21 protein-coding genes are annotated in these 24,136 nt (G+C 68.5%); 12 read left to right on the top strand and 9 right to left on the bottom strand.

The window, feature by feature from the left end:
* Nucleotides 1-9: 9 nt before the first annotated feature.
* From ACN469_RS40515 to ACN469_RS40485, 7 genes are all read left to right on the top strand, one after another.
* Entirely contained in the window at nucleotides 10-756 is a 747-nt protein-coding gene (locus ACN469_RS40515) for an SDR family oxidoreductase (RefSeq protein WP_498777228.1), read from the top strand.
* A 128-nt stretch (nucleotides 757-884) separates the two neighbouring features.
* Nucleotides 885-2,186: a TIGR02270 family protein gene (locus ACN469_RS40510; protein WP_498777226.1), complete on the top strand. Its 1,302-nt coding sequence runs from the start codon at nucleotides 885-887 to the stop codon at nucleotides 2,184-2,186.
* A gap of 16 nt (nucleotides 2,187-2,202) precedes the next feature.
* Nucleotides 2,203-2,667 (top strand): DUF4150 domain-containing protein, encoded by a 465-nt coding sequence (locus ACN469_RS40505; protein WP_498777224.1) that lies wholly within the window; start codon nucleotides 2,203-2,205, stop codon nucleotides 2,665-2,667.
* Nucleotides 2,668-2,701: 34 nt separating this feature from the next.
* Nucleotides 2,702-3,640, top strand: a complete 939-nt coding sequence (locus tag ACN469_RS40500) for a hypothetical protein (protein WP_498777222.1) — start codon at nucleotides 2,702-2,704, stop codon at nucleotides 3,638-3,640.
* Complete coding sequence (locus ACN469_RS40495) at nucleotides 3,637-4,236, top strand: imm11 family protein (RefSeq protein ID WP_498777220.1); 600 nt, start codon at nucleotides 3,637-3,639, stop codon at nucleotides 4,234-4,236. Before ACN469_RS40500 ends, ACN469_RS40495 begins: the two co-directional genes overlap by 4 nt.
* Nucleotides 4,233-5,021 carry an Imm49 family immunity protein gene (locus tag ACN469_RS40490; RefSeq protein ID WP_498777218.1) on the top strand — a complete coding sequence of 263 codons (789 nt, stop codon included), beginning with the start codon at nucleotides 4,233-4,235 and terminating at the stop codon, nucleotides 5,019-5,021. The genes ACN469_RS40495 and ACN469_RS40490 overlap by 4 nt, the downstream gene beginning before the upstream one ends.
* 9 nt (nucleotides 5,022-5,030) lie before the next feature.
* On the top strand, nucleotides 5,031-6,143 hold the full coding sequence (locus tag ACN469_RS40485; protein WP_498777216.1) for a hypothetical protein: 1,113 nt from the start codon (nucleotides 5,031-5,033) through the stop codon (nucleotides 6,141-6,143).
* A 9-nt stretch (nucleotides 6,144-6,152) separates the two neighbouring features.
* On the opposite strand, the gene ACN469_RS40480 is transcribed toward ACN469_RS40485, so the two are convergent.
* Nucleotides 6,153-7,031, bottom strand: coding sequence for a bifunctional transcriptional activator/DNA repair enzyme AdaA (locus tag ACN469_RS40480; RefSeq protein WP_498777214.1), 879 nt, complete (start codon nucleotides 7,029-7,031; stop codon nucleotides 6,153-6,155).
* Between the two features lie 165 nt (nucleotides 7,032-7,196).
* Between ACN469_RS40480 and ACN469_RS40475 the strand changes: the two genes are divergently transcribed.
* Nucleotides 7,197-7,829, top strand: coding sequence for a glutathione S-transferase family protein (locus ACN469_RS40475; protein ID WP_498777213.1), 633 nt, complete (start codon nucleotides 7,197-7,199; stop codon nucleotides 7,827-7,829).
* Nucleotides 7,830-8,226: 397 nt separating this feature from the next.
* On the top strand, nucleotides 8,227-9,540 hold the full coding sequence (locus tag ACN469_RS40470) for an alpha/beta fold hydrolase (protein WP_498777212.1): 1,314 nt from the start codon (nucleotides 8,227-8,229) through the stop codon (nucleotides 9,538-9,540).
* A 10-nt stretch (nucleotides 9,541-9,550) separates the two neighbouring features.
* On the opposite strand, the gene ACN469_RS40465 is transcribed toward ACN469_RS40470, so the two are convergent.
* The 5 genes from ACN469_RS40465 to ACN469_RS40445 all read right to left on the bottom strand — a co-directional run bounded on the left by ACN469_RS40465 (nucleotide 9,551) and on the right by ACN469_RS40445 (nucleotide 15,974).
* Nucleotides 9,551-10,642, bottom strand: a complete 1,092-nt coding sequence (locus ACN469_RS40465; protein WP_498777211.1) for a potassium channel family protein — start codon at nucleotides 10,640-10,642, stop codon at nucleotides 9,551-9,553.
* A gap of 11 nt (nucleotides 10,643-10,653) precedes the next feature.
* Nucleotides 10,654-11,859, bottom strand: coding sequence for a twin-arginine translocase subunit TatC (gene tatC / locus ACN469_RS40460; RefSeq protein ID WP_498777209.1), 1,206 nt, complete (start codon nucleotides 11,857-11,859; stop codon nucleotides 10,654-10,656).
* A gap of 39 nt (nucleotides 11,860-11,898) precedes the next feature.
* Nucleotides 11,899-12,459 carry a twin-arginine translocase TatA/TatE family subunit gene (locus ACN469_RS40455; RefSeq protein ID WP_498777207.1) on the bottom strand — a complete coding sequence of 187 codons (561 nt, stop codon included), beginning with the start codon at nucleotides 12,457-12,459 and terminating at the stop codon, nucleotides 11,899-11,901.
* A 130-nt stretch (nucleotides 12,460-12,589) separates the two neighbouring features.
* Nucleotides 12,590-13,873, bottom strand: coding sequence for an MFS transporter (locus ACN469_RS40450; RefSeq protein ID WP_498777205.1), 1,284 nt, complete (start codon nucleotides 13,871-13,873; stop codon nucleotides 12,590-12,592).
* 43 nt (nucleotides 13,874-13,916) lie between these two features.
* A complete protein-coding gene (locus ACN469_RS40445; protein WP_498777203.1) occupies nucleotides 13,917-15,974 on the bottom strand; it encodes a methyl-accepting chemotaxis protein in 2,058 nt (685 codons plus the stop codon).
* Between the two features lie 120 nt (nucleotides 15,975-16,094).
* Between ACN469_RS40445 and ACN469_RS40440 the strand changes: the two genes are divergently transcribed.
* On the top strand, nucleotides 16,095-17,123 hold the full coding sequence (locus ACN469_RS40440; RefSeq protein WP_498777201.1) for a histone deacetylase family protein: 1,029 nt from the start codon (nucleotides 16,095-16,097) through the stop codon (nucleotides 17,121-17,123).
* A 127-nt stretch (nucleotides 17,124-17,250) separates the two neighbouring features.
* Nucleotides 17,251-19,080 carry an AsmA family protein gene (locus ACN469_RS40435; protein ID WP_498777199.1) on the top strand — a complete coding sequence of 610 codons (1,830 nt, stop codon included), beginning with the start codon at nucleotides 17,251-17,253 and terminating at the stop codon, nucleotides 19,078-19,080.
* A gap of 17 nt (nucleotides 19,081-19,097) precedes the next feature.
* On the opposite strand, the gene ACN469_RS40430 is transcribed toward ACN469_RS40435, so the two are convergent.
* Both ACN469_RS40430 and ACN469_RS40425 read right to left on the bottom strand, forming a co-directional pair.
* Nucleotides 19,098-20,402, bottom strand: a complete 1,305-nt coding sequence (locus ACN469_RS40430) for a threonine/serine exporter family protein (protein ID WP_498777197.1) — start codon at nucleotides 20,400-20,402, stop codon at nucleotides 19,098-19,100.
* Nucleotides 20,403-20,552: 150 nt separating this feature from the next.
* Nucleotides 20,553-21,977, bottom strand: coding sequence for a hypothetical protein (locus ACN469_RS40425; protein ID WP_498777195.1), 1,425 nt, complete (start codon nucleotides 21,975-21,977; stop codon nucleotides 20,553-20,555).
* 203 nt (nucleotides 21,978-22,180) lie between these two features.
* Between ACN469_RS40425 and ACN469_RS40420 the strand changes: the two genes are divergently transcribed.
* Nucleotides 22,181-23,686, top strand: a complete 1,506-nt coding sequence (locus tag ACN469_RS40420) for an arylsulfatase (RefSeq protein ID WP_498777193.1) — start codon at nucleotides 22,181-22,183, stop codon at nucleotides 23,684-23,686.
* Nucleotides 23,687-23,736: 50 nt separating this feature from the next.
* On the opposite strand, the gene ACN469_RS40415 is transcribed toward ACN469_RS40420, so the two are convergent.
* Nucleotides 23,737-24,132, bottom strand: a complete 396-nt coding sequence (locus tag ACN469_RS40415) for a response regulator (protein ID WP_498777191.1) — start codon at nucleotides 24,130-24,132, stop codon at nucleotides 23,737-23,739.
* Nucleotides 24,133-24,136: the final 4 nt, after the last annotated feature.

Raw genomic sequence — 24,136 nt, 5'->3', positions numbered from 1 at the left:
ACCATGGCCATGCGCAAGAACATCCTGATTACCGGCGCGAGCTCGGGACTGGGTGAGGGCATGGCCCGCGAGTTCGCGGCGCGAGGGAGAAACCTCGCGCTGTGTGCTCGGCGCACGGACAGGTTGGAGGCGCTGCGTTCGGAGCTGCTGGCCAAGCATCCGGACCTGCACATCTCCGTGCGCGCGCTGGATGTGAATGAGCACGAGCAGGTGTTCGAGGTCTTCGAGGCGTTCGCCAAGGACCTGGGCAGCCTGGACCGCATCATCATCAACGCGGGCATCGGCGTGGGGAAACGGATTGGCACCGGCAACTTCGCCACCAACGCGAAGACTGCGCAGACGAACTTCGTGGCCGCTGTCGCGCAGTGCGAGGCGGCCGTGGGAATCTTGCGCAAGCAGGGCCAGGGGCACCTCGTCACCATCTCGTCGATGAGCGCGATGCGGGGGTTGCCTCGACATCTCACGGTGTACGCGGCGACGAAGGCGGGCCTCGCGACGCTGACGGAGGGCATCCGCGCGGAGCTGATGAACACGCCCATCAAGGTGTCGACGGTTTATCCCGGCTACATCCACACGGAGCTGAACGCCGGGGCAAAGAACCTGCCGTTCGCCGTGGACTCCGCGACGGGCTCACGCGCGTTGGTGAAGGCGATTGAGCGCGAGCCGGTGCATGCCTACGTCCCCGGCTGGCCGTGGACCGTGGTGGGGTTCTTCCTGCGCAACCTGCCGCTCAAGCTCGTCGCGCGGATGTCCTGAGCGGACGAAGTTCCTCTGGGAGGGGTCAGTCCGCCCCTCGGAAATCCCGTAGATGGCAGACAACCACACGCCCCGCGTCACAGTCGTGAGGTACCCCTTGGAACTCGGCCACCCTATCGTGGCCAGACATGTGGGATCGGCCGGATGAACAGCTGCGCTGGGACGTGCTCGAAACCCATCTGGAAGAAGCCTGCTTCCTGTGGACGCAATGGGAAGGCAACCTGTCGTCGCCGCGCCACACCCTGGCGGACGTCGCGGGAGGCAACGAACTCCGACTGAGGGCGCACCTGCGAGCCCTCGTGCTCGGTGGTCCACGCGTAGCCGAGCGACTTCTGATTCCCGCGCTGGGAGAGGAGGACCCCGAGAAGCTCCTCGTCGCGAGCCACACGCTCCTCGCCATGGACGGGTACGCCGACCTCGTGGTGCGGGCCTTCCAGGAAGCACCGGATGAACAGCGCGGCGCCATGGCACGTGCCCTGTCGCTCAGCGAGCGCCCTGGCTTGTCGAAGCAGCTCCTGCCACTGCTCGCGGTGGATGACCCGGACCTGCAAGCCACGCTGCTCGAAGTGCTGTCCTTTCGCCGGGGACTTCCTCCCGAGCCCCTCCTCTGGCTGAGTCAGCACGAAGTGCCCAGGGTTCAAGCGGCTGCGCTCCGCGCTGCCTGTGTGATGAATCTTCCGGAAGACCCTCGGCTCCTTCGAAAGGCCCTCGGTTCGCCCAGCGCCGCTGTCCGCGCCGCGGGCCTGCACTGGGGACTGGTCCGCAACAGCCGCGAGGCGTTCCTGGCGTGTCTCGATTGGAGCGATGCACGGGACGAAGCCGGCGACCTCGCCCGCCTGGTGATGTCGATGGGAGGTGAGCCCGCGCAGCTGACGCGGGTGCTGCGGTTGCTGGATGTCTCGACGCTTCGCCGAGAGGCGCTGTGGGCCGTGGGCTTCAGCGGCAAGGTCGTAGCGGCGGAGGCCTGCCTCCCTTGGCTGAGAGACCCGAAGCTCGCGGGCGTCGCGGCCGAGGCTTTTTGCGGCATCACCGGGCTCGCCCTCACGGAGCAGTTCCGCAAGGAGCGCGAGGAAGAGCCCGACCTCGATGAAGGAGCCGACGACGAGGAGTCCCTGGACGCCGCACTGGAGCTGCCACGCCCCGAGGCCATCGAGACGTGGTGGGCCGAGGCGCGCCCTCGCTTCGGGAAGGATGCGCGGTACCTTGAGGGACGCCTGTTCACGGCGGAAACCCTGGTGGAGTCCTTGAGCAGCGCCGCGACGCGACGGCGCGCATCCATGGCGCTGGAGCTGGCCATCCGGACCCAAGGGCGACACAGGGTGGAGGTGCTCGACTTCTCGCACCTCCAGACGCACCAGTTGATGCTGCTTCGGTCGCTTGGGGGCCGCGCCCTCTGGACCAGTCCCTTCCTGACGCAGATGAGTCACTGATCACACGAGGTGTCACATGGGTACGAGTGTCGGCGTCAACAAGCTCTCGGTCGTCCACAAGGACACGGGCGGAACCACCATCGCGATGCCTGACGTGTGCAAGACCCCGAGCCCCGCGGGGCCCGTTCCCATCCCCTATCCCAACGTCGCGAAGTCCTCCGACACGGCGAAGGGGAGCAAGAGCGTCTCCGTGGAGGGCAACCCCATCTGCCTGAAAGACTCCCACTTCAGCACGAGCACCGGCGACGAGGCAGGCACGGCGGGCGGAGGAGTGGCGTCCAGCAAGACGAAGGGCAAGGCGGAGTTCGTCAACTACTCCTTCGACGTGAAGGTCGAAGGCAAGAATGTGGCGCGCGCGCTCGACCTCATGCTTCACAACGACAAGAACACCCCACCCGTTCCCCTCATCCAGCCGCCCGTGGTCGCCATGGGCCAGGAGGAAGAGGCTCCGCCCTGCCTGTGCTGCGACGAGCCGGCGTAGAGCCCTTGCACCCCTTGAGCACGCCGAGGCCCTCGTGGCAAAGAACAAGCACCTGACCGAAGCCGACACGCAACTGCACAAGCGCATCCCCAATGCCTTGGACGATGGCGCCTGCCTCACCGGGCACGAGTCCAAGTACACCGAAAAGAACAGTTGCTCCTACCGCTACCAGGTCGTCGAGCACTCGCGAGCGAATGGAGGGCGCGCCGCCCTCTACAAGTTAGGAGACGAGAGCTTCGGGCAACTGTCACGGGACAATGTGCTGGGCCTCATCCAGACGTCCCGCTACCGCACGACCAAGGGCCCCAGTCGAACCAACCCCTCCGGGAAGTACCCCCGGGACAGCAAGTACGGAGACCAACTTCGTGTCCCGCGCCCAGGAGACTGGGATGTCGACGGCCCTCACCGTACAGGCGCCCTGGGCGCCTCGGGACTGCCCATCGACCCGGGGATGAACTTCACGAACTCCTACTGGCCCTACTGGAACAACGCGCATCACATGATTCCGCAGGGCACCTTCAACACGCAGATCGAGAACTCAGGTCCCAGAACCGCGCTCCTCATCCGTGCAGGTCTGCTCAAGGCGAAATACAACATCAACCGATTCAACAACATGCTGCTGCTGCCGATGGACACAGAGGTGGGCAAGCTCCTGAACCTGCCCCGGCATCTGACGCTGGATGATGGGTCGACGGAGTTCGACGACAATCCCAAGTTCAACCACACCCTCTACAACGCCAAAGTGACGTCTCGACTCGATAGCATCATCAGTGACTACAAAGAGGAGGTTGAGAAGATAACGACCCAGGACGAGAAATGTGCCATTGCCGAAGTAGGCCCGCTCTCCAAGGTCAAGCTCTACTCCCTCTCCATCTACTGCTATGAGTCCATCAAGCTGTTGGGACTTCGCAACCCGGGTGGCCCGCTCGTCGATCTCCCCGGCCTGACCCTCTCCAGTCCAACGAGCCTATGAACTACTTCTCGCTGAATCTGGTTCCAGTTGTCGACCTTTCCTACTGTATGCTCGGGGAGCTTCCTATCAGCCTGCGCGACCTGAGCTTTCGAATGTCTCGAGGCATCGCCATGGGGGCGGACTACCCTCCAGAGCCACAGTGGCGCATGAGTGACGAGTATGGTGGCCTCAAGCTGCCTTCCCTCGTGGCCAACACCAACAACATGCTCGTGCTCGAGCGGCCTCTGAAGGACATCATCGAAGCCACCGGCGTCGCAGTGGAGTGCCTCCCCTTCGTGCTGCTCAACCACAAGGGGCGGGTGGCCAGTCGCGACTACTTCATCATCAACCCCCTGGGGAATCGGGACTGCCTCAACCTCGAGGCCAGCGAGATTGAGTGGATGGAGGACGAGGTCGTGGAGCTTCGCAAGCCCGTCCTGGACCCGGAGAAGCTCAAGGATGCTCCAGACATCTTCCGAATCAAGCAAGACCGCGAGCAGATTGTCATCAGCCACAAGCTGGCCGACGCGCTCAAGCAAGCGAAGCCAACGAACATCTATATCTTCGACCTGACCCAAACGCCTTCCACGAAGTCCACGGACAAGTCGACCGCATGAGCGCCCCACTCTGGTTGAACCGAAAGGACCTGGGGATTTCGCTCGGGAAAGGGCTTCCGTTTGTCACGGAGCGGAGGGCCACATTCAAGCAAGCCCTCATCTTCTGCGGGTACTACCGGCAGATGGGCATCGCGGAGTTGCTCCTCTCAGCACAGCCCGAGCGACTCTTCGAAAACCTCTCCAAGAGTGCTCGCGCGTTCGCCTTCTACCTGGAGGCCGCGCCTCACGAGCATCAGGCCACCAGTCGCGCCGAGCCGTTCTTCGATGCCGTCGCCTGCGTCGACGTGCCCGCGGCCCGGAGCATCGCCAAGGGCTCACGGGCTACCTGGAATCCCGACGAGGAATATGAAGAAGACTTCCTCTACATGCGCCTGTTGATGGATGGCTTCGTGCTGGATGCGGAGCGCGCCCATCTCGACCAGCTCCTTGCTCGATTCGAACAAGTGCTCGTCGGTGGAGACCCCGATGTCCGGCTGGAGCTGTGCCGCGCCCTGGTTCAGGGAGACCAGAAACTCTTCGATGAGTCCCTTGAGAGGATGCTGGGCGAACATCGACGGAAGATCGAACGCAAGCTCGGTGCAGGGCATGCGTCCCCGAACGCCGCCGCGACCGTTCATCACCTCTGGGTGGAACTCCTGGCTCTGTTGCGCTTCGCGCAGCAGTCGAAGCTGAAGGTGGCTCGGAACTACCCCTTTGCCCCCTCCACGGCGCGGCGAACAGAACCACTTCCCACCCCAGCCCCCGACGCCTGGCGGGACATCCCCTCGTACCTTGAGCTGGAGTAGGAATCCCCCATGCACCTGACCGTGACAGGACTCGGGATGGTGACCTCGGTGGGCTATGGCCGCACCGGAAGCTGCGCGGCCATTCGTGCCGGGCTGACACGCGCATGCGAACTGCCAGGAGTCCTGGTGTCCAGCGGGGACGGCGACATCGTCCCAGCGCGAGGCCATCCCATCACGGGCTTCGCCGAGGGATTCTTCCAACAGGGCGCCTGGGTCCGCCTCGCCGCAGGTGCGCTGGAGGATCTTCTCAACGAGGCAACGAACTCGCCATCCGCTCACGAGCGGTGGGAGCAGACGGCTCTGATTGCTTTGGTCCCCATGCTGGACCCGAAGCGGTTCATGTGGGGCATCCACCAGCAGCCGGACGCCCTGACGGAACACTTCCTCGAGCCCCTCCAGCATCTGCTCAAGCTCGCCTTACCTCTCACCCGAATGGAGGCGGTGACCTCGGGACATGCCAGTTTCGCGGAGGGGCTTCAGCGCGCGGCGACGCTGCTGGGTTCCCACCGGGAGGTGAGCCGGGTGGTGCTCGTGGGAGCCGATTCGTATCTGGATGGGCTCACGCTCCAATGGCTGGCCCAGCACCGTCGATTGAAGAGTGCCGAGGCGCCCACGGGGCTGCTCCCAGGTCAGGCAGGGGCCTGCGTCGTCGTGGAGGCAGCGCACCCGCGTGACACGAACGGTGGATGCCACATCGTCTCGGTCGCGGTGAAGTCACCACCTGCCAGTGATGTCTCCAGCCTGGCGAAGCGCGGACGATTGCTGGCGGAGGCCATCCAGGAGGTCCTCGCCGCGGATGACGCAGGGCTCCCCTTTCGGGGAGAGCTGGTGCTCGACCTCAATGGCGAGGAATGGAAGGCGCACGTCTGGGGCAACGCGCAGGTCCTGCTCGGGCAGCAGCTCGACTTCGACGCGTGCAGCGTCCTGGCACCGAGTGAGTCGATTGGCGAGGTGGGCGCCGCCAGTGGCGTCGTGGGAACAGGACTGGCGGTCAACGGGCTGATGTCCCCTGACTCCACGCATGAGCGCGCCCTGGTCTGTGGGATTGCGGATTCAGGGAAGGTCTCCGCCATCCTGGTGCGTGGACCGAAGCGGGCCGCGCGCGCCATGAGTCGCTCGTAGCGCCCCTATCTACCCCGCCTGGGCATCGCGCACGTCGCCATCCTCGTTCTCCGCCCCATACCGCAAAGACTCCCACGCGAGCATCACCTGCTTGCGCGCGGGCCCCCAGCGGTAGTCCCCGAAGACGCCCGTCTTCCTCAACACGCGGTGACAGGGAATCAGCAACGCCACGGAGTTGCCCCCCACCGCCGTGCCCACCGCGCGCACCGCCTTCGGCTTGCCGATGGCCTTCGCCAGGTCCTCGTACGTCGCCACCTCTCCCGGTGCCACTCGCAGCAACGCCTGCCACACCTGCACCTGGAACGGCGTTCCCTTCACCAACACCGACAGCGGCGTGCGCTCACTCGGCGGTGCCTCCGGGAAGATGCGCTCCACCCACGGCGCCGTCTCCCGCTCGGACTCCACGAAGGTCGCCTTGGGCCACTGCGCCCTCAGCTCCGCCAGCGCCTCCGCCTCCGACGCTCCCGTGAGGAAGTGCAGCCCGCAGATGCCTCGCTCACACACCGCGATCAGGCACTCGCCGAAGGGCGACACATGCACGCCATGGTGCACCGTGAGCCCCTCGCCCCCGAGCTTGAACTCTCCCGGCGTCATCGCCGTCAGCGTGACGAAGAGCTCGTGCAGCCGCCCGCCTCCCGAAAGGCCCACGGCGAACGATGTGTCGAGCACGCTGCGCCGCTCGGCCAGCAGTCGACGCGCCGAGCTGAGCGTATGCACCTGAAGGAATCGCTTCGGGCTGATGCCCGCCCACCGGGTGAAGAGGCGCTGAAAGTGGAAGGGGCTCAGCCCCACGTGAGCCGCGACGTCGTCCAGGGACGGCTGCTCGCGCGCGTGCGCATCGAGATAGAGGATCGCCTGCTCGATTCGGGCGTAGTCGCTGGTCGCCATTCCCGGCTCCTGGCTCAAAGGTGTGTCCACCCCTCGGTATGGTCCCGAGGCCTCGCTCCTTCAACCCGCTTCTTGCGCCCCTCCCCGGCGACGACCGGACCGCAAGGACCGGGTCGCTCGCCTGGAGACAGGCGCCTACGCTGCCCCCACACCCCCAGAGCCCTCATGCGCCTCTACGACTACGCCCCTTCCGCCAACGGCTACAAGCTTCGCCTCCTGCTCTCCTGGCTCGACAGGCCCTATGAGCTGGTCCCCGTGGACATCTTCGCGGGCGAGAGCCGCACCGAGGACTTCCTCCGCCACAAGAACCCCGATGGCCGCATCCCCGTGCTGGAGCCCACCCCGGGCCGCTTCCTCGCCGAATCCAACGCCATCCTCCTCTTCCTCGCCGAGGGCACCCCACTGCTCCCCCAGGACGCCTTCGAGCGCGCCCAGGTCCACCAGTGGCTCTTCTTCGAGCAGAACGCCGTGGAGCCCAACATCGGCACCGCCCGCTTCTGGAAGCTCACCGGCCGCGCCCCTCGCCACCCGGAGACGTTCCTCCTGCGCATCGAAGCGGGCCGCAACGCCCTCAAGTCCCTGGAGCGCCACCTCCAGCACCACACGTTCCTCGTGGGCGAGCGCCCCACCGTCGCCGACATCGGCCTGTATGCCTATGTCCACCTCGCCCCTGACGTGGGCCTGGACCTGGGTGACTTCCCCGCCGTGTCCGCCTGGCTCTCGCGCGTGAAGGCCCGCCCCGGCCACATCGGAGAACTCGCGCCGTACACGGCGAACGCCCACGTCACGAACCCGTGAGAGGGATTCCCGCGCCCTCGTGGAATCCCGTGTCGCGGTGGCGCCGCGAGTGTCACACGGCCCTCACGCCGCGCCCTGGCACCGTGGGTCGGCTTGACTCGCGTGAGGCGAGCGTTTATCCCTGGCGGCGATGACGTCCCTTCTCGCCATGCGTCGAATGTCGATGACAGGTGGGCTCCCGCCCGCCCGTGTCGGCTGACGTCCATCCGACCCTGGCGAGCCACCGAGCCCACCCACCCCGCGAGGGTCGGTGGGCTTCGTCGTCTCTGGCCCTCCTTCAGCGCCCTCGCTCCACCGCTTAGGAGCGCAGCGAAACCGTTCCGCCCGAGCTGAACCTGGTCCCCACCCGGACGCCCCCACGCGCCCGCGACGCCACCCGCTTGCCCGGAGTCTTCCCTTGGCCTCCCTCACCTGCGCGCCCACGCCGCGCCTCTTCGAAGTGACACCGCCGGACCTGACGCTGGAAGCAGGTGCCCGCATTACTCCCCACCTCGTGCGCGGCTGGTGGTGGGGCCCCGAGGACGACCTGCCGTGGCTCCACGCACGCGCTCGACTCCTCCCAGATGAAGAAGCCCAGGGCACCACGCCGCGCGTCGTCCGTCGCACCCTCGCCGAGCAACACCACGCCACCGAGCGCGCCCGCCGTCGAAGCACCACCCGCCCCTCCTCGCGCGTGCCCACCGTGCTCCTCGTGCACGCGCTCACCGGAGACATGCGCGCCGGAGGTGAAGGCGGATGGTGGGAGCCCGTCCTCGGCCCCGGGCGCGCGCTGGACCCGACTCGCGTGCGGCTCTTGTGCTTCAACAACCTCGGCTCCTGCTACGGCACCTCGGGCCCCGCCGATGAAGGCTCCCCCCGCCGCACGGACGACACGCGCTTCAACCCCGCGCCCACGCTCGCCAAGGGCGACCTCCGCCAGGACGAGCAGCACCTCCCCGCCACCGTCACCCCGTGGGACCAGGCACGAAGCATCCTCCTCGCGCTCGACGCGTTGGGCATCCAGGAGGTGGACCTCGTCACCGGCGGCTCATTGGGCGGGATGATTGTCCTCTGCCTCGCCGCGCTCGCCCCGGAGCGCTTCGCGCGCATGACCCCCATCGCCACCGCCGAGGCCGCGTCCCCGTGGGTGGTGGGCCTCAACCACGTCGCGCGACAGGCCCTGCTCCTCGACCCGGGCTTCCCCGAGGCACCGCATCGCGGACTCGAACTGGCCCGACAGCTCGCGATGCTCACCTACCGCGCCGAGCCCGGCCTGGAAGCCAGTCAGCCGCGCCCACCCACGTGGTCCTCCCGCGCGCTCTACCCCGTGCAGAGCTACCTGGAGCACCAGGGGCGCAAGCTGGAGGCCCGCTTCGATGCGCGCGCTTACCTGGCGCAGCTCGGCGCCATGGACCACCACGACCTCTCACGCGCGCCGCACGGCGGCCTGGAGCGCATCCGCGCCAGCGCCCTGTGCGTGGGCATCGACAGGGACCAGCTCTTCTTCCCCGAGCACATGGAGGCCCTGGCCCGGCGCCTGCGCGCGCTCGGACGGCATGCTGAGCACGCGGAGCTGTCCAGCGTGTACGGCCACGACGGCTTCCTCGTCGAGTGGGAGTCGCTCGCGGCCCTGCTCACGCGAGCCCTCGCGCTTCCCTCGGCGCTGGAGCCCCGGAGCCCCGCGCCCGCGTCCACCGGCGCCCCCCGTCCCGTGGCCTTGAGGACGGTGTGACGCCGGGACTTCAGCCCAGCTTGCGCGGCCACACCGGCGTCAGTGGGTCCTGGTGGGACCAGATGGGCGGCTCCGACTCGTTGGCGAAGGCACGCAGGCGGCAGTACTCCGGATACGAGGCCTGGACGGTCAGCACGTCCCCAACGCGGATGATTTCATCCCCCACCGGGTGGAGCTGCTCGTGGCCCGCGCGCAAGAGCGACAGCGCCAGTCCACCGAAGCGGTCCCGGATGGCGGAGACGTTCAGCCCCGGCAGGCCCTCGCGCGCCTCGAAGAGCGACACCACCATCAGGTGCTTGCCCAGGTGGAACGAGTGGACGATGCGCGGGTCCAGGGCCGCCAGCGCCATGGCGGGCGCGGCGAGCGACGAGCTGGACAGGGCCTCGGCCTTGAAGGTGTCGCGCACCTTGCCGCTCAAGTCCTCATCGAACAGCCGGATGACGACGCGGATGTTGGGGTTCAGCTTGCGCGCGTCCAGCGCGATGTTGAGGTTCGCCAGGTCGTCGTCCGTGGCGCAGACAATCGCGGACGCGACCTTCACGTTGGTGCGCGGCAGGCACAGCGGGCTGCGCGTGTCGTCGATGAGCAGCGGCACGTTCTCGTCCCGCAGCGCGGAGACGAAGGCGGCGTCCTCGCGCTTCTCCACCACCACCACGTCCTTGTCCATCTCCCGAAGCTGCGTCACCACGCGGTAACCCACCCGCCCCGCCCCGCACACCACGACGTGGCCCTTCATCGTCTCGGTGACCACTTCAATCCACTCCTTGTCGTTCTTGTGCCGGGCGAAGAAGAGGTAGGCGAAGCGCACGACGCCGTCCGCCACCAGGGCGATTCCCACCGGGGGAATCACCACGTTCAGCAGCTCGATGAACCAGTCATGCACGTACGGCAGCGACGGCTGCCCGTAGAGCAGGAAGTAGACGTGGTGCAGCGCTTCGCCAAAGGAGATGGGCGCCCCATCTGGCCCCCTGAAGCGCCAGTGGAACAACAGCGGCCCCGCGACGAACAGCGCCGCCGCCAGCACCAGGGTGGTGCGGAAGCGGCGCAGCAGCGCGCGCAGATATCGGACGTTGGCCCGGAAGTGCCGGCGGGAGCCCACCATGGTCGCTGACCCTATGACACCGGGGTGATGCCCGTCTCGGCCGCGTTCCGGGCCCGACGCCGCTCCACCAACCACACCAGCAGGACGCCCAGTTCGTAACAGAGCAACATGGGCCCCGCCATCAGCGACAGGTTCACCACGTCTCCCGTCGGGGTGATGATGGCCGCCGCGATGAGGCACACCACGAAGGCGTGGCGCTGGTACTTGAACAGCCACTTCGACCGCACCACGCCCACCACGCCGAGCAGCGCCATCACCAGCGGCAGCTCGAAGATGATGCCGAAGGCGAGGATGAGCAGCAGCACCAGCGAGAGCTGCTCGTGCATCGTCAGCATGGGCCGCGTCCACCGCGCCGCCTCGTGCCGGGCCTCACCCGCGGACAGCTCCTTCTCCAGCTTCCACAGGCCGGACAGCTCCTCGGTGCGCGTGGGGGCCACGCCCGCCAGCAGGCTCGCCGCCTCGTCCATGGCCACCGACGCCGCCGCGTAGTCCTGCTTCGCGTAGGCCGTCACCGCCGCCACCTTCTTCTCCACCGCCTGCCGCAACACGCCGCGAGACTGGACGCCGAAGCCGTCCGCCGCCGCGTCCACCAGCTTGCCCAGCCCGGCCAGCCGGGACTTCAGCTCCACGGACTGCGAGGGTGCCCGCTCGGGCGCCGGAGACTGGCCTTCACCATCCGCGCGCAGCGAGGCACTGGTCTCCTTCGCCAGCGCCCCTGCCCGCTCCGCGTCGCCCACTCGGAGGAAGCGCAGGGCGTCATCCGCGCGCAGGCGGGCCGTGTCCAGCCGCTGCTCCAGCGCGAGCGTCTCCTCCTCGTTGAGGAGGAACTTGAACATGGAGGGCAGCACCGCGAAGTAGCAGAAGCACGCGCCGCCGAGGAAGGCGAGCGAGCCGAAGATGACGAAGGGCGCCGCGTAGCGCCGCTCTTCCGGGAACAGGCCGGGCGAGACGAAGCCCCAGATCTGCCAGAGGATGACGGGCGTGGTGAGGAAGATGCCGCAGTACACGCCCACCTTCATCAGGACGTTCAGCTCCTCGATGCCGGACGTGTAGATGAGGGCGCGGTTGCCCTCCGGAAGCGCGTCCAGCACCGGCCGCATCAGCACGCCGAAGATGGGCTTGGCGAACAGCAGCGACACCGTCCCCAGGATGAGGACGGCCAGGGTGCACTTGAAGAGGCGACCGCGGAGCTCCGACAGGTGCTCCATCAAGCTCATCCGCAGGTCGGAGTCAGCGGCAGTCTGAGAACTCAGGGGTCAGCTCCGTTTCGGCGCGTTGCGCGCCACCGTTCCAGGCAGCGGCGCGAGTCGGGGCAGGCCATCCGCGCCCACGCCCTCGGCGGCGGCGGATGACGAGGTGGAGGTAGGCGGCTCGGCGGGCGCGACGGGCTCGGCGGGCGCAGCGGACTCAGGCGGAGCCGAGGCCACCGCGTCAGGCGCGGGCGCGGGCTCCGGCGCGTCGACCCCATCCATGCCCAGCGGAGCGCGGGGGTGCTGCGCCTCCGGCGTGGGCTCCGTGGACTCGGAGACGGCGGCGGGGGGCAGCGCGTACGAGGCGTCGGGAGGGAGGGCCTGGGGAGCAGGCGAGTTCGCGAAGGCCGTCCCCGGACGAATCGGGGGGGTGGGGTCGCGGTTCAGCTCGTGGTCCATGGTGTAGAACTCACGCTCCACCACGTTGCGGACCTCGTCCGTCTGGCGACGGAACTCCCGCATGAACTTGCCGATGGCACGCGCCAGCTCGGGCAACCGCTGCGGCCCGAGGATGAGCAGCGCGGCCACCGCGATGAGCACCATTTCGCCTGCGCCGATGTTGAACATGTCCTGACGGGCTCCCGAAGCAGCCCGGTTTATCGCGCCCCGGGCCCCCTGGCGCAACCGCTCGACACATCCTGACATCCGCCCGTCACCGTGGGCGGGGGGCAACCGGGCCCCCTGGCGGACCCACACACTACTGGTGTGGGTGTGCCTGAGGCGACAAGGGGACGGCCAGGCCCTGCTCGGCAGGCACCGCCAGCGCCCGGGCCTGCTCCTTGGACCTGACCTGCCGCTCCACCACCCACAACACCGGCGGCAGCAGCAGCGACAGGACCATGGACACGGCGGCCACCCGCCCCATTCCCCCCAGCGTGCCATCCGGCAGGTCCGTCAGGAGCTGCGCGCTCAGGAAGGCCCCCAGGGCGGAGGCCATGTGCTGGATGGCGGACTGCAACGACATGAAGCGCGCGCGCACCGGGTTGTCCGGCACGCGCGAGGTGAGCGTGTTGTAGGACACGTTGCGCACGCCCATGGCCGTCATGAACAGCACGAAGAGCAGCGGAATCGGCAGCCAGCGAGGGTAGTGCACGAAGCCCACGTAGGTGGAGAACAGGAGCAGCACCGAGCCCACCGTCCCGACCTTGAAGGCCCCGAGCCGGTCCACCAGCGGCCCCGTGAGGCGCAGGGTGATGAAGCTCACGATGCCGCCGACGAAGTACGGCAGCCACAGCAAGTCGCGCGGGTAGCCCAGGTTCTGTTGGAGGTAGGCGGAGATGTTGGGGATGAGGACGAAGCCCGCCATCATCACCACCGCAGTCATGAGGTACGACAGCTGAACCTCGCGGCGGCCCAGCAGCTCCAGCACGCCCACCGTGTGCACCGGGCCCCGGCCGTCCCGCAGATGTCCTCGCACCGGCGGCAGGAAGAAGATGGCGCCCAGCGCCACCAGCAGGCCCAGGCCCGCCACCACGAAGAAGGGCAGCCGCCAGCCTCCGTGCTCGGCCAGCTTCAACGCCATGGGCACGCCCGCCACCGAGGCGATGGAGAAGGCCCCCATCACCGCGCCCAGCGCCCTGCCCCGCCGCTCCACCGGAATCAGGTCAGCGATGATGGACAGGGACAGCGACGTCGCCGGCCCACCGAAGATGCCCGCCACCACCCGCGCCAGGAGCAGCGTGGACAGTCCCGTGGCGAGCCCTCCGGCCGCCGTGGCGATGACCAGGCCCAGCATGGACACCGCCAGCGCCTTGCGCCGGTCGAACCGGTCCAGGAAGTAGCCGCCCGCGAGCCCCGCCACACTGGCCGCCGCCGTGTATGCGCCGCCGATGGTGCCGATGTGCGAGGAGGCGATGCCCAGCCCCTTCGCGAAGTCCGGGCCCAGCGGCATCACCATCACGAAGTCCAGGATGTTGACGAACTGGACCGCGCCAATCAGGAAGACCACCCAGCGCTCGGACACCTGTCGCTCTGTCGGCATGCCGCCCCAGTCCTAAGCCATTCATGGGCGACGCGCACGACTACTACACGCGGAAGCGACGCACCTCGCCCCGGAGGATCTCCGCCTGCCGCTGGAGGTTGTCGATGGCCTCCTCGAGCTGCTTGACGGAGCGTGTCTGGTGCTCGGACACGCCCTTGATGGTCTCCACGGCCTTGAGCACCTGCTCGCTGCCCTTGGTCTGCTCCTTCTGGGCGCGGTTCAGGTGCGTCACCATCTCGTTGATGCTCTCGATGGAGCGGGTGATCTGCTTGCTGCCGTGCGCCTGCTCCTGGCTGCTGCGCTGCACGTGGGCGGTGAGCGCCTTCATCTTCTCCGCGCTCTTCATGATCTGCTCGCCGCCCTTGGCCTGCTCGTTGGAGGCCTTCGATATCTGCTGCACCGTCTCGCTGATGCGATGAATCGAGGCGGTCACCTGCTTGCTGCCCCGCGCCTGCTCCACGGTGGCGCGGGCGATGGCCTTCACCATCTGCGTGGACTTCTGGGTGCTGTCGTTGATTTTGCGCAGCGCCCCTTCCGCCTCGCGGCCCAGCTGGACGCCTTCGTCCACGTTGCGCGCGCCCTGGTTCATCACCACCACGGCGTTGCGGCTCTCCTCCTGGATGCTGCGGATGAGCTCGGCGATCTCCTTGGTGGACGCGCCGGTGCGCTCGGCCAGGTCCTTGATTTCCTCGGCCACGACGGCGAAGCCCTTGCCGTGGTCTCCGGCCTGCGCGGCGATGATGGCGGCGTTGAGGGCGAGCAGGTTGGTCTGCTCGGCCACGTCGTCGATGACGTTGAGGATGTTGCCAATCTCGGAGATGCGCCGGCCCAGGCTGTCGATGACGTCCGCCGTCGCGCGGCTGGTGTCCTTGATGCGGTCGATGCCGCTGAGCGTCTTGCGCAGCGCCTCCACGCCCGTCTGGGCGTCGTCGAAGACCTGCTCGGACAGGCGCGCCGTCTCCTTCGCGTTCGCCTCCACCTGACCGATGGCCGCGTCCATCTGGCTGATGGCCGAGGACGTCTCCTCGGTGGAGGACGACAGCTCCTGGATGTTCTTGGCGACCTCCTTGATGGAGAACGTCATCTCTTCAATCGCGCTGGTGGTCTCCTCCACGCTGGCGGCCATCGCGGTGACGTTCTCCGCCACCTCGTCGTTGGTGGCGGCCATCTCCATGATGGAGGAGCTGCTCTCCTCGGCGCTCTGGTAGAGGACCTCCACGTTCTCGGCGATGCCGCGCAGCGAGGCCATCATCTCCACCATGGAGGAGGACGTCTCCTCCACGCGGGCCTGGACGGTGCTGGCGCCGGACGACACGGTGGTGCCGGTGCGGTGGATCTGCTCGATGACGCCGGCCACCACGTCCGACACGCCGCGCACCCGGCCCAGCGTGTCGCGCCAGCTCTGGGCGATGCGGTTGAGCGCCTCCGCCAGCAACCCCAGCTCGTCGCGAGAGCTGACGTCCACGCGGCCGGTGAGGTCCGCCTCCGCGAGCCTTCGCGCCATGGTCATCATCGCGTCCAGGGGGACGAGGATGAACGCGCGGGAGATGAAGAAGGCCACCACGAGGAACAGCGCCAGGCCGATGCCGAACGCCAGCAGCACGACGTGGCGCAGCGAGGTGACGACCTCGTCCAGCGACGAGAAGGTCACCGCCACCAGCACCTGGGCCGGGCCCTCGCGCAGGATGACCGGGCGCACGATGGCCCGATTGCCGTTGTCGAAGAGGGCTCCGTCCAGCGGGGCGCCGGGGCTGTCCTCCAGTCGCTCCCGCAGGTTCTTCTGCAGCCACGCCTCCGCGCCGGGCGGGTGGACGGCCTGCATCCTGCCGTCAGCGCCGAGGACGGCGATGACCGCGAAGTCGTCATCACCGCCGTGCAGCGTCTCCAGCAGCGGAGGAAGCGTGGAGACGGACTGGTTCGCCAGGTCCCTCGCGGCCTGGTGCACCTTGTCGTCGCCGTGCTTCGTCAGGCGCGTCTCCAGGAAGTCCTCCACCCGGGAAGGGACGACGAAGTAGAGCGTCCCGAGGATGAGGGCCAGCACCACGGCGAAGGAGCCGAGCAGGATGCTGCGCAGTCCGGGTTTCTTGAAGCGCGGAGCCAAGGCGAGGCACTGTAGGGAGGGAAACACCGACAGGGCAAGAACCGGGGTGGAGCCCTCGTCCGCCCCTCCGCCCGGCGGGAGCCTGACTTCTCCACGTCTGGATGCGTAAGGTCATACCCGATGAAGCCCACCCTGCTGCTGACCGACCCCCTCTTCCTCCAGCACGACCCGGGAGAGGGCCACCCGGAGTCTCCCGCGCGCCTGCAGCGCATCCTCGGGGTGCTCGCGCGCGCGCCCGTGCGGGGCACGGTGATGGCGGCCCCCCGCTCGGCGACGGACGCGGAGCTGACGGCGGTGCACACCCCGGAGCTGCTGACGCGCCTGCGCAAGCTCAGCGGGCACCAGGCCCAGATTGACGCCGATACGCACGTCTCTCCAGACAGCGTGGACGCGGCGAGGCTGGCCGCGGGCGCCTCGGTGCAGGCGGTGGAGGCCGTCATGGCGGGGCAGGCGCGCAACGCCTTCGCCCTGGTGCGTCCTCCCGGACACCACGCGGAGCCGGACCGCGCCATGGGCTTCTGCCTCCTGAACAACGCGGCCATCGCGGCGGAGGCGGGGCGCCGGCTGGGCGCCGAGCGCGTCCTCGTCCTCGACTGGGACGTGCACCACGGCAACGGCACGCAGGCGGCCTTCTGGGGGCGCCGCGACGTGATGTACCAGTCGGTGCACCAGTTCCCCTACTACCCGGGCACCGGCGCCACGCCCGAGGTGGGGCGGGGCGCGGGTGAGGGCTACACGGTGAACGTGGGTCTTCCGGGCGGCAACTCCGACGCGGACTACGGGATGCTCTTCGAGGAGCTGCTCCTGCCCGTGGCGGAGGCGTACCGTCCGCAATTGGTGGTGGTGTCGGCGGGCTTCGACCCGCATCAGCACGACCCCATCGGCGGCATGGACGTCACCGAGCGAGGCTTCGCGGCCATGTGCTCCGCGATGCGCGCGCTCGCCGAGCGCGTCTGTGACGGCAAGCTGGTGCTGCTGCTCGAAGGGGGCTACTCGCTGGAGGGCCTGTCCCAGTCCGTGCACGCCTGCATCGAGGTGCTCGCCGGACGCACCGACAGCTTCCCCACCGGCGACGTCCACACGGACGCGAAGGAAGCGCTGGCCGCGAGCCGGCAGGTGATGAAGCCGTACTGGAGCGCGCTGTCGTAGTCCCAGCGCCTCGCCTCCTGGGGCCAGGGCTTCGTCGGGTGTGGACGTGACGCTGCCCCCGGGTGCGATGCGTGGAAGCACGCGCGTGGCTACCTCCTGACGGACCCGCCGTGCCCGGGAGGGCTTCATGTCCATCGAAGCGCCCCTGGCGTCGCGCGCCCCTCCCGGAGTTCGCGCGCGGCGAGGTGGATGGCGTCGAGTCCTCAAGTGGGGACTCGTGGTGGTGCTGGCGCTGGAAGCACTGCTGAACCTGGCGCTCAATGTCGGCCTGGTGCCCGCGCTGCTCGCCAGGGCCACGCCGAGGACCCAGGTGGATTGGCACAGAGGCTGGTGGCTGTGGCCCGGGCCCGTGCACCTCCAAGGCTTCTTCGTGCAGCAGCGAGACGCACGCGTGGCGTGGCGCCTCGACGCGGAGCAGGTAGACGCCCACACGTCCCTGTTCGCGCTCCTGTCCCGTCGGGTGCGTGCTGACGGAGTAAATGCCCGAGGTGTGAGCGTGCGGGCGGAGCCCATGCCCGCGCTGGAGCAGGCACCCGCCAGACACCCGAGCGCACACCCGTGGGACATCGAGCTGCGCGGCGTCGAGTTGGAGGAACTGCGCGAGCTGATGTTGAAGCCGGTGCGTTATGTGGGCCCGGGACAGCTGAAGGGCGCGGTGCACCTGGTCGCGGGACAGCGGCTCACCGTGACGCTGGAGGCGCTCCGCCTCTCCGACGGAGCACTGGAGCTGGAGGGGCGGACGGTGGCGCGCGTGCGGGAGGTGTCCAGCGAGCTGGCCCTCGATGCGGTCCGACCGGCAGGAGAAGAGAAGCGCCGGGTGGAGCGGTTCGACGGGCGGCTGGCTGTGAAGATGGAGGTACTGGACCTCGCGTGGCTCGGGGCGCTGGTGTCCCGGGAGCACCCGGACCTGCTGGGCGAGGGCGCCGGCCAGCTCGACGCGGAGGTGCGCATCCAGGGAGGAAAGCTGGCCGCGGGCAGCCGCGTGGATGCGAGCGGGGCTCCGCTGGAGCTGAGGGTGGGCTCCGCGCGCGTGCGTGCCCCCTGGCGTGTTCATGGCGAGGTGACGGAGGACAGGGCCTCCGGGACGCGCAGCGTGCTGCGGATGCGCTTCGCTCCCGTCCACGTGGAAGGCACAGGGGGACGTGTACTGGAGGTCCCGGAGGTCGCGCTCACGTTGCATGGGAAGATGCATGACCCCGACGCGGCGACGCAGGTGAAGCACGAGCTGCGCGTGACGAGGAGTCGGCCCGTGGACCTGCGGATGCTCAACGCGTGGATGGGGAAGACCTTCCGCGTGGAGTCGGGTCACGCCACGCTGGAGGCGTCGGACAGCTCGGCCGGACAGCAGACGCCTCAGCGACTGCGACTGAACCTCTCTTCGGACCTCGTGGAGGGACGGTGGGCGGAGGCCCGCGTGCTCGGCAAGGCGTCCGTCGAGGTCGATGCGCGGCGCCTGAGTTTGCACGGCAAGCGCCTGGGCCTGGATGGCTCGGCGGTTCATCTGCACCACGTCTCGGTGGATGTGCCGCACACCCAGATTCGGGGATGGAGCGGGAGCTTCGATTTGCCCCAGGCGCGGTTGACCCTCGACCCCGCCGAGTTGGAGGCACACTTCTCCGCGCACTTCTCCAACGCGGACCCGTTCGTCGCGCTGCTCACGGAAGAGAAGAAGCTGCCGGGGTTCCTCTCCCCATTGCTGGAGGCCAAGGACTTGGAGGTCACCGGGCAGGCGCGGATGAGCGACGCGGGACTCCAGATAAACGCGCTGCACGCGAAGGCGGACGGGCTCGAACTGGAGGGGCGTCTGGATACGGCGCGGGGCAGCACGCACGCGCTCATCTTCGCGAAGGTGGGCCTCCTCAGCGGCGCGGTCCAGGTGAAGCCCGGTGACACCCACGTTCAACTCAAGGATGCGCGGCGCTGGTACGAAGAGCGCCTCTCGACGCCTTCCCACTGAGGGAGCACGGGAAGCCGTCACTCGTGACGGGGCGTCTCCGCCGGCTTCGCGCGCTTGGAGTCCCCCGTGCGCTCGCACGTGCTCTCCCGGGCGTCATGCGACAGCCCGAGCATGAAGGCGAACAGCAGCCCCATCACCAACTGCAACGCCACGAGCAGCAGCTCGAACACCCGGGCGTCGTCGCCCTGCCCCGGCACACCGAGCAGCGCCAGGATGGCCCGCGTGCCGATGAAGCCCGGCGCGAGCTGCAACAGTCCGGGCATGATGAGCGTCGACGGGAGCCGCTCCGGCAGTCGGCTGTAGAGCTGGCCCGCCACGCCCAGGACGAAGGCGGAGATGAGTGGACTGCCCCTGTCTCCAAACACTCCCTTGGTGAGCTCCTGGACGCCCCAAGCCAGCAGCACCGCGCCCACAATCCACGGCGTATCGCGGCGCCTCGCGGACATGCAAACGGTCAGCGCCAGCCCGCCCACCGCGATGATGACCAGCACCACGGCATGCGGCAGCGCGTTCGCATGCGTTTGAATCGGAAGCGGCGCGAACAACTCCCAGAGCGTGCCAGCGGCGACGATGCCGACGGCCAGCATGAGGAAGCGCAAGAGCCCGTAGGTGAGCCGCGAGAGCCCCGCCTCCACCGACTCGCCCACCAGCTCCGCCGAGCCCAGCGTCACCACCATCGCGGGCACGAGCAGCGTCACGCCGCCGAAGAGGGCACGTGCCGCATCGAACCGCGGCAGCACGAAGGTCAGCCCGAACGCGAGCAGCGTCCCCAGGAACGCGGCGAGGAAGCTCTTCTGCAGGTCCATGCGCTCGGACTTGAGCGTGCCGAAGTGAATGCCACCCGCGAGCACCCCCACCGCGAGCGCCGCCACCAGCTCCCACCAGCCACCACCGACGCGAGCGGCGACCGCCGCGCCGTACACGCCATATGCGAGGAAGACGAGCCACTCGGGATGCAGCCGATGCGGCGCCATGATTCGGTCCAGCTCGGAGCGCGCCTCGGCTACCGTGAGCTTCCCTCGCGCAACCGACTCCGACAGCAGGAGCAGCGCGGCGGCACGGCGCAGGTTCCAATGCGGATTGAAGGGCAGCCGGTGGAAGTCGACCCGGCGCGCCGCACCCGAGCGCACCTCCGTCACCGCGAGCGTCTGGAGGGTGAAGACCTCCACCTCAAGCCCCCAGGCCCGAGCCGCCTTCCTCACGCGACTCTCCACGCCGAAGGACGGCACGTACGACAGGTGCAGCGCCCGCGCGAGGTCGAGCAGCAAGGCCACCGTCGCGTCCTCGTCGAGCAGCGCCCCGGGCTCTGGTGCCTCGCTCATGCGCGCCGCCCTCCCGGCGACCTGCCCTTCCGAAGCAGTCCGGCGCCACGCGATGAACGCGAACCGCCCGAACCTGGAGGTGGGGACCCGTCACGCGCGCGGAAAGCGGCCCTCCAGGGCGACGCCGTGTCTCCTCCGCGCGCGGCGGCGTCAACGCATCGTCGGGGCCTCGTCGGCGGTGTCCTCATCGGGACTCTCGTCCTTCTCCACCAGCGCGAAGCTGGCGCCGATGATGAGGCTGAGCTGGAGGAAACGGACCTTCTGGCTCGCTGACAGCGGCTGGAGGCCCGCGCGCTCCAGCGCGTCCGCGAGGCGCTCCGTGGTCTGCTGTCCCCAGGCCACATTCCCGCCCAACGTGAAGCGCGAGCGGCCCACGGTGAAGTGCAGGCCGGTGGCCACATGGTAGAGGTCCCAGCCCGACAGCAGCGCGTTCGTGTTCGGCGTCTGCGTCACGCCGCTGAAGTCCGTGTGGGCACTCAGGTACGCGCGCAACCGGGAGCCCAGTCTCTGCTCCACGCCCAGCGCCACGTTGACCAGCGGCGCGAGCGCGAAGTCGACGTCCGGGTCGATGACCTCCTGGGAGTCACGGGGAGAGAAGGCCTGGGCATCGACCAGCGTGAAGGGCTTCACCCGGGCGAAGCCCTCCGCCGCGAGGTACACGGAGGTGCTCCCCAGCGTCCCGCTCACGCCGAGCGCCACCGCCCAGTTCGACTGGAACCTCGCCTCCAGTCCCTCCTGGAAGTCGAAGGCGGACGCAGGCAGCGAGGACAGCCCGAAGCCCCGCTCCAGTATCGCGCGCTCGAAGCTCGACTCTCCCTCCCCCCACAGCGCCAGGCTTGGCGTCGTCACCGTGAGGCCCGCGGACAGGTGCTCGCGCTGGTAGCTCACGCCCAGCTTCGCGAGCAGCCGCACGTGTCGCAGGTGGAAGTCCCTCCCCAGCGTGGACAGCAGCGCGCTGCCTCCGGGACCCGAGCCCTGCGCGAGCACCTGGATGTTCGTCTCCTGGTCCCTCACCGCCGCGAACGGACTCACGCCCACGCCCACGTGCTTGCCCAGGGGAAAGGACCACGTCAGCCCCGCCCAGTACTCCCCCACGTCCTGGTCCAGCCGCACGTCCGCCGCGAGCTGGTCCATGCCCGGCACCCCGCCCAGGTTCGTCCCCGAGCCCTGCTCGCGAGACTCCAGCGAGGCAGTGAACCCCTGGCGGGTCAGCAGTGAATAGGCGAGGCGCGACTTGCCCAGGAAGCCCCAGCGCAGCGAGCCCGCGATGAGCGACGGCAGCACATCGACCCTCGACTCGGTGAGGCTCTGCCCGTTGCCCTGGCCGTTGCGCACGGTGAGGCTCGTGGACTCGAAGACGGTCCCCGTCAGCTCCAGCTCCGGCGTGGCCAGGAGCGCGAGCGCGCCCGGGTTGTAATAGACGGCGCTGATGTCCCCCGGATTCGAGATGAACGCGCCGCCGAGCAGCCACGCACGGTTGCCGAACTGCCGCGTCCAGTAGTGCGCGTCCTGCGCCCGGGCCAGGGGCGACACCAGGAGAAACAGCAACAGCCCCCACGGCCTGACTCCTGGCATCCATCCACCCGAGACTCGCGGAACGCCGCAAGGTGGCCACGCGCCATCACCCGAGCCATCGCCCTCCGAGCCGAGGCAGCTGTCCGTGAGCGCCGAAGTCGGACCGAGCCGTTGCACCATCGGCCTGTCCACCCGTCCGCTCCTCCTTGTCCCCCAGGGTCGCCGCGCTCACTCCTATTCCACATTCACTCCTGGGGGATTCGATGGCGACGCCACAGAAGAAGAAGGAAGCGAAGAAGCAGCCCAACATCCTCGTCATCTTCGGTGACGACATCGGCTACTGGAACGTCAGCGCCTACAACCTCGGGGTGATGGGCTACCGCACGCCGAACATCGACCGGCTGGCGAAAGAGGGCGCGCTCCTCACCGACTACTACGCGCAACAGAGTTGCACGGCGGGTCGCGCGGCCTTCATCACCGGCCAGTGTCCGTTCCGCACCGGCCTCACCAAGGTCGGCATGCCGGGCGCCAAGGTCGGCCTCCAGCCCGAGGACCCGACCATCGCCGACCTCCTCAAGGCCCGGGGCTACCGGACCGTGCAGTTCGGAAAGAATCACCTGGGAGACCGCGACGAGTTCCTGCCCACCGTCCACGGCTTCGACCACTTCTTCGGCAACCTCTACCACCTCAACGCGGAGGAGGAGCCGGAGAACCCGGACTACCCCAAGGACCCGGCCTTCAAGAAGCGCTTCGGTCCGCGCGGCGTGCTGCGCTGCACGTCGGACGGCAAGGGCGGGCAGAAAGTCGAGGACACCGGCCCGCTGACGAAGAAGCGGATGGAGACGGTGGACGAGGAGTTCCTCTCCTCCGCCATGGACTACCTGGAGGACTCGAAGAAGTCCGACGCACCCTTCTTCATGTGGTTCAACACCACGCGCATGCACGTCCACACGCACCTGAAGCCGGAGTCGCGGGGCAAGACGGGGCTCGGCCTCTACCCGGACGGCATGGTGGAGCATGACGGCATGGTGGGACAGCTCCTCGACAAGCTCGATTCGCTGGGGCTGTCGGAGGACACCATCGTCGTCTACACCACGGACAACGGGGCGATGACGTGCATGTGGCCCGACGGCGGCATGACGCCCTTCCGCGGGGAGAAGGACACCAACTGGGAAGGCGCCTTCCGCGCGCCGTGCGTCGTGCGCTGGCCCGGCGTGATTCAGCCCGGCACGCAGATCAACGAGCTGTTCTCGTCCGAGGACTGGCTGCCCACCTTCCTCGCCGCCGCGGGCGACCCGGACATCGTGGACAAGCTCAAGAGCGGCCACGAGGCCAACGACAAGAGCTTCAAGGTCCACCTGGATGGCCACGACCAGACGGTGCTGCTGTCCGGCAAGGGGCCCTCCGCGCGCACGCAGTTCTTCTACTTCGGCGACGACGGCGAGCTGGTCGCCGTGCGCCACGGGCGCATGAAGCTCGTCTTCGCCGAGCAGAACGCCAAGGGCATCGAGGCCTGGGGTGAGCCCTTCACCATCCGCCGCGCCCCGCTCGCGTTCGACTTGCGCGCCGACCCGCTGGAGCGCTCGCAGGACGCCGTCGGCTACCAGCGCTGGCTCATCGACCACGCCTTCTACTTCGTGCCAGCGCAGCAGGCCGTGGCCCAGTTCCTCGCGAGCTTCCGCGAGTTCCCGCCGCGCCAGAGTCCGTCGAGCTTCTCGGTGGACCAGGTGGTCGCCAAGCTGGAGAGCGCGCCCTCGGGCATGCACTGAGCGCCTGAGTGAGTGAGGCCCGCGTCCATCGAGCGGCGCGGGCCTCCGCCTCACAGGGGCTGAGGGTGTTCATCCTCGTCGAGCACGTAGCGCGAGACAGCGCCGAGCAGTTGCTCCACGTCCACGGGCTTGCGCAGGTAGTCGTCCACGCCGAGCGCGGCGACCTCGCGCGCGCTCACGCCCTGCCCGGAGATGACCACCACGGGGATGGGCGCCAGTGAGGCATCGGCGCGCTGCCTGTCGCGGAACTCCCAGCCGTTGCCGTCCGGCATCATCAAGTCCAACAGAATCACGGAGGGCCTTGCGCCCCCGCGCAACAGCTCCAGCGCCTCGCGCCCACCGCGCGCCAGCAACACGCTGTGCCCCTCCAGCTCCAGCACGTCCTTGAATGCCAGCAGGATGTCGGGGTCGTCGTCGATGGCGAGCACGCAGTTCGAGGGCGTCATGTGC

Source organism: Corallococcus terminator, from assembly GCF_049194865.1.
In the GTDB taxonomy this organism is placed as follows: Bacteria; Myxococcota; Myxococcia; order Myxococcales; family Myxococcaceae; genus Myxococcus; species Myxococcus terminator_A.
Note: the sequence above shows the minus strand (reverse complement) of the source record. Positions and strands in the feature narration are given on the sequence as shown.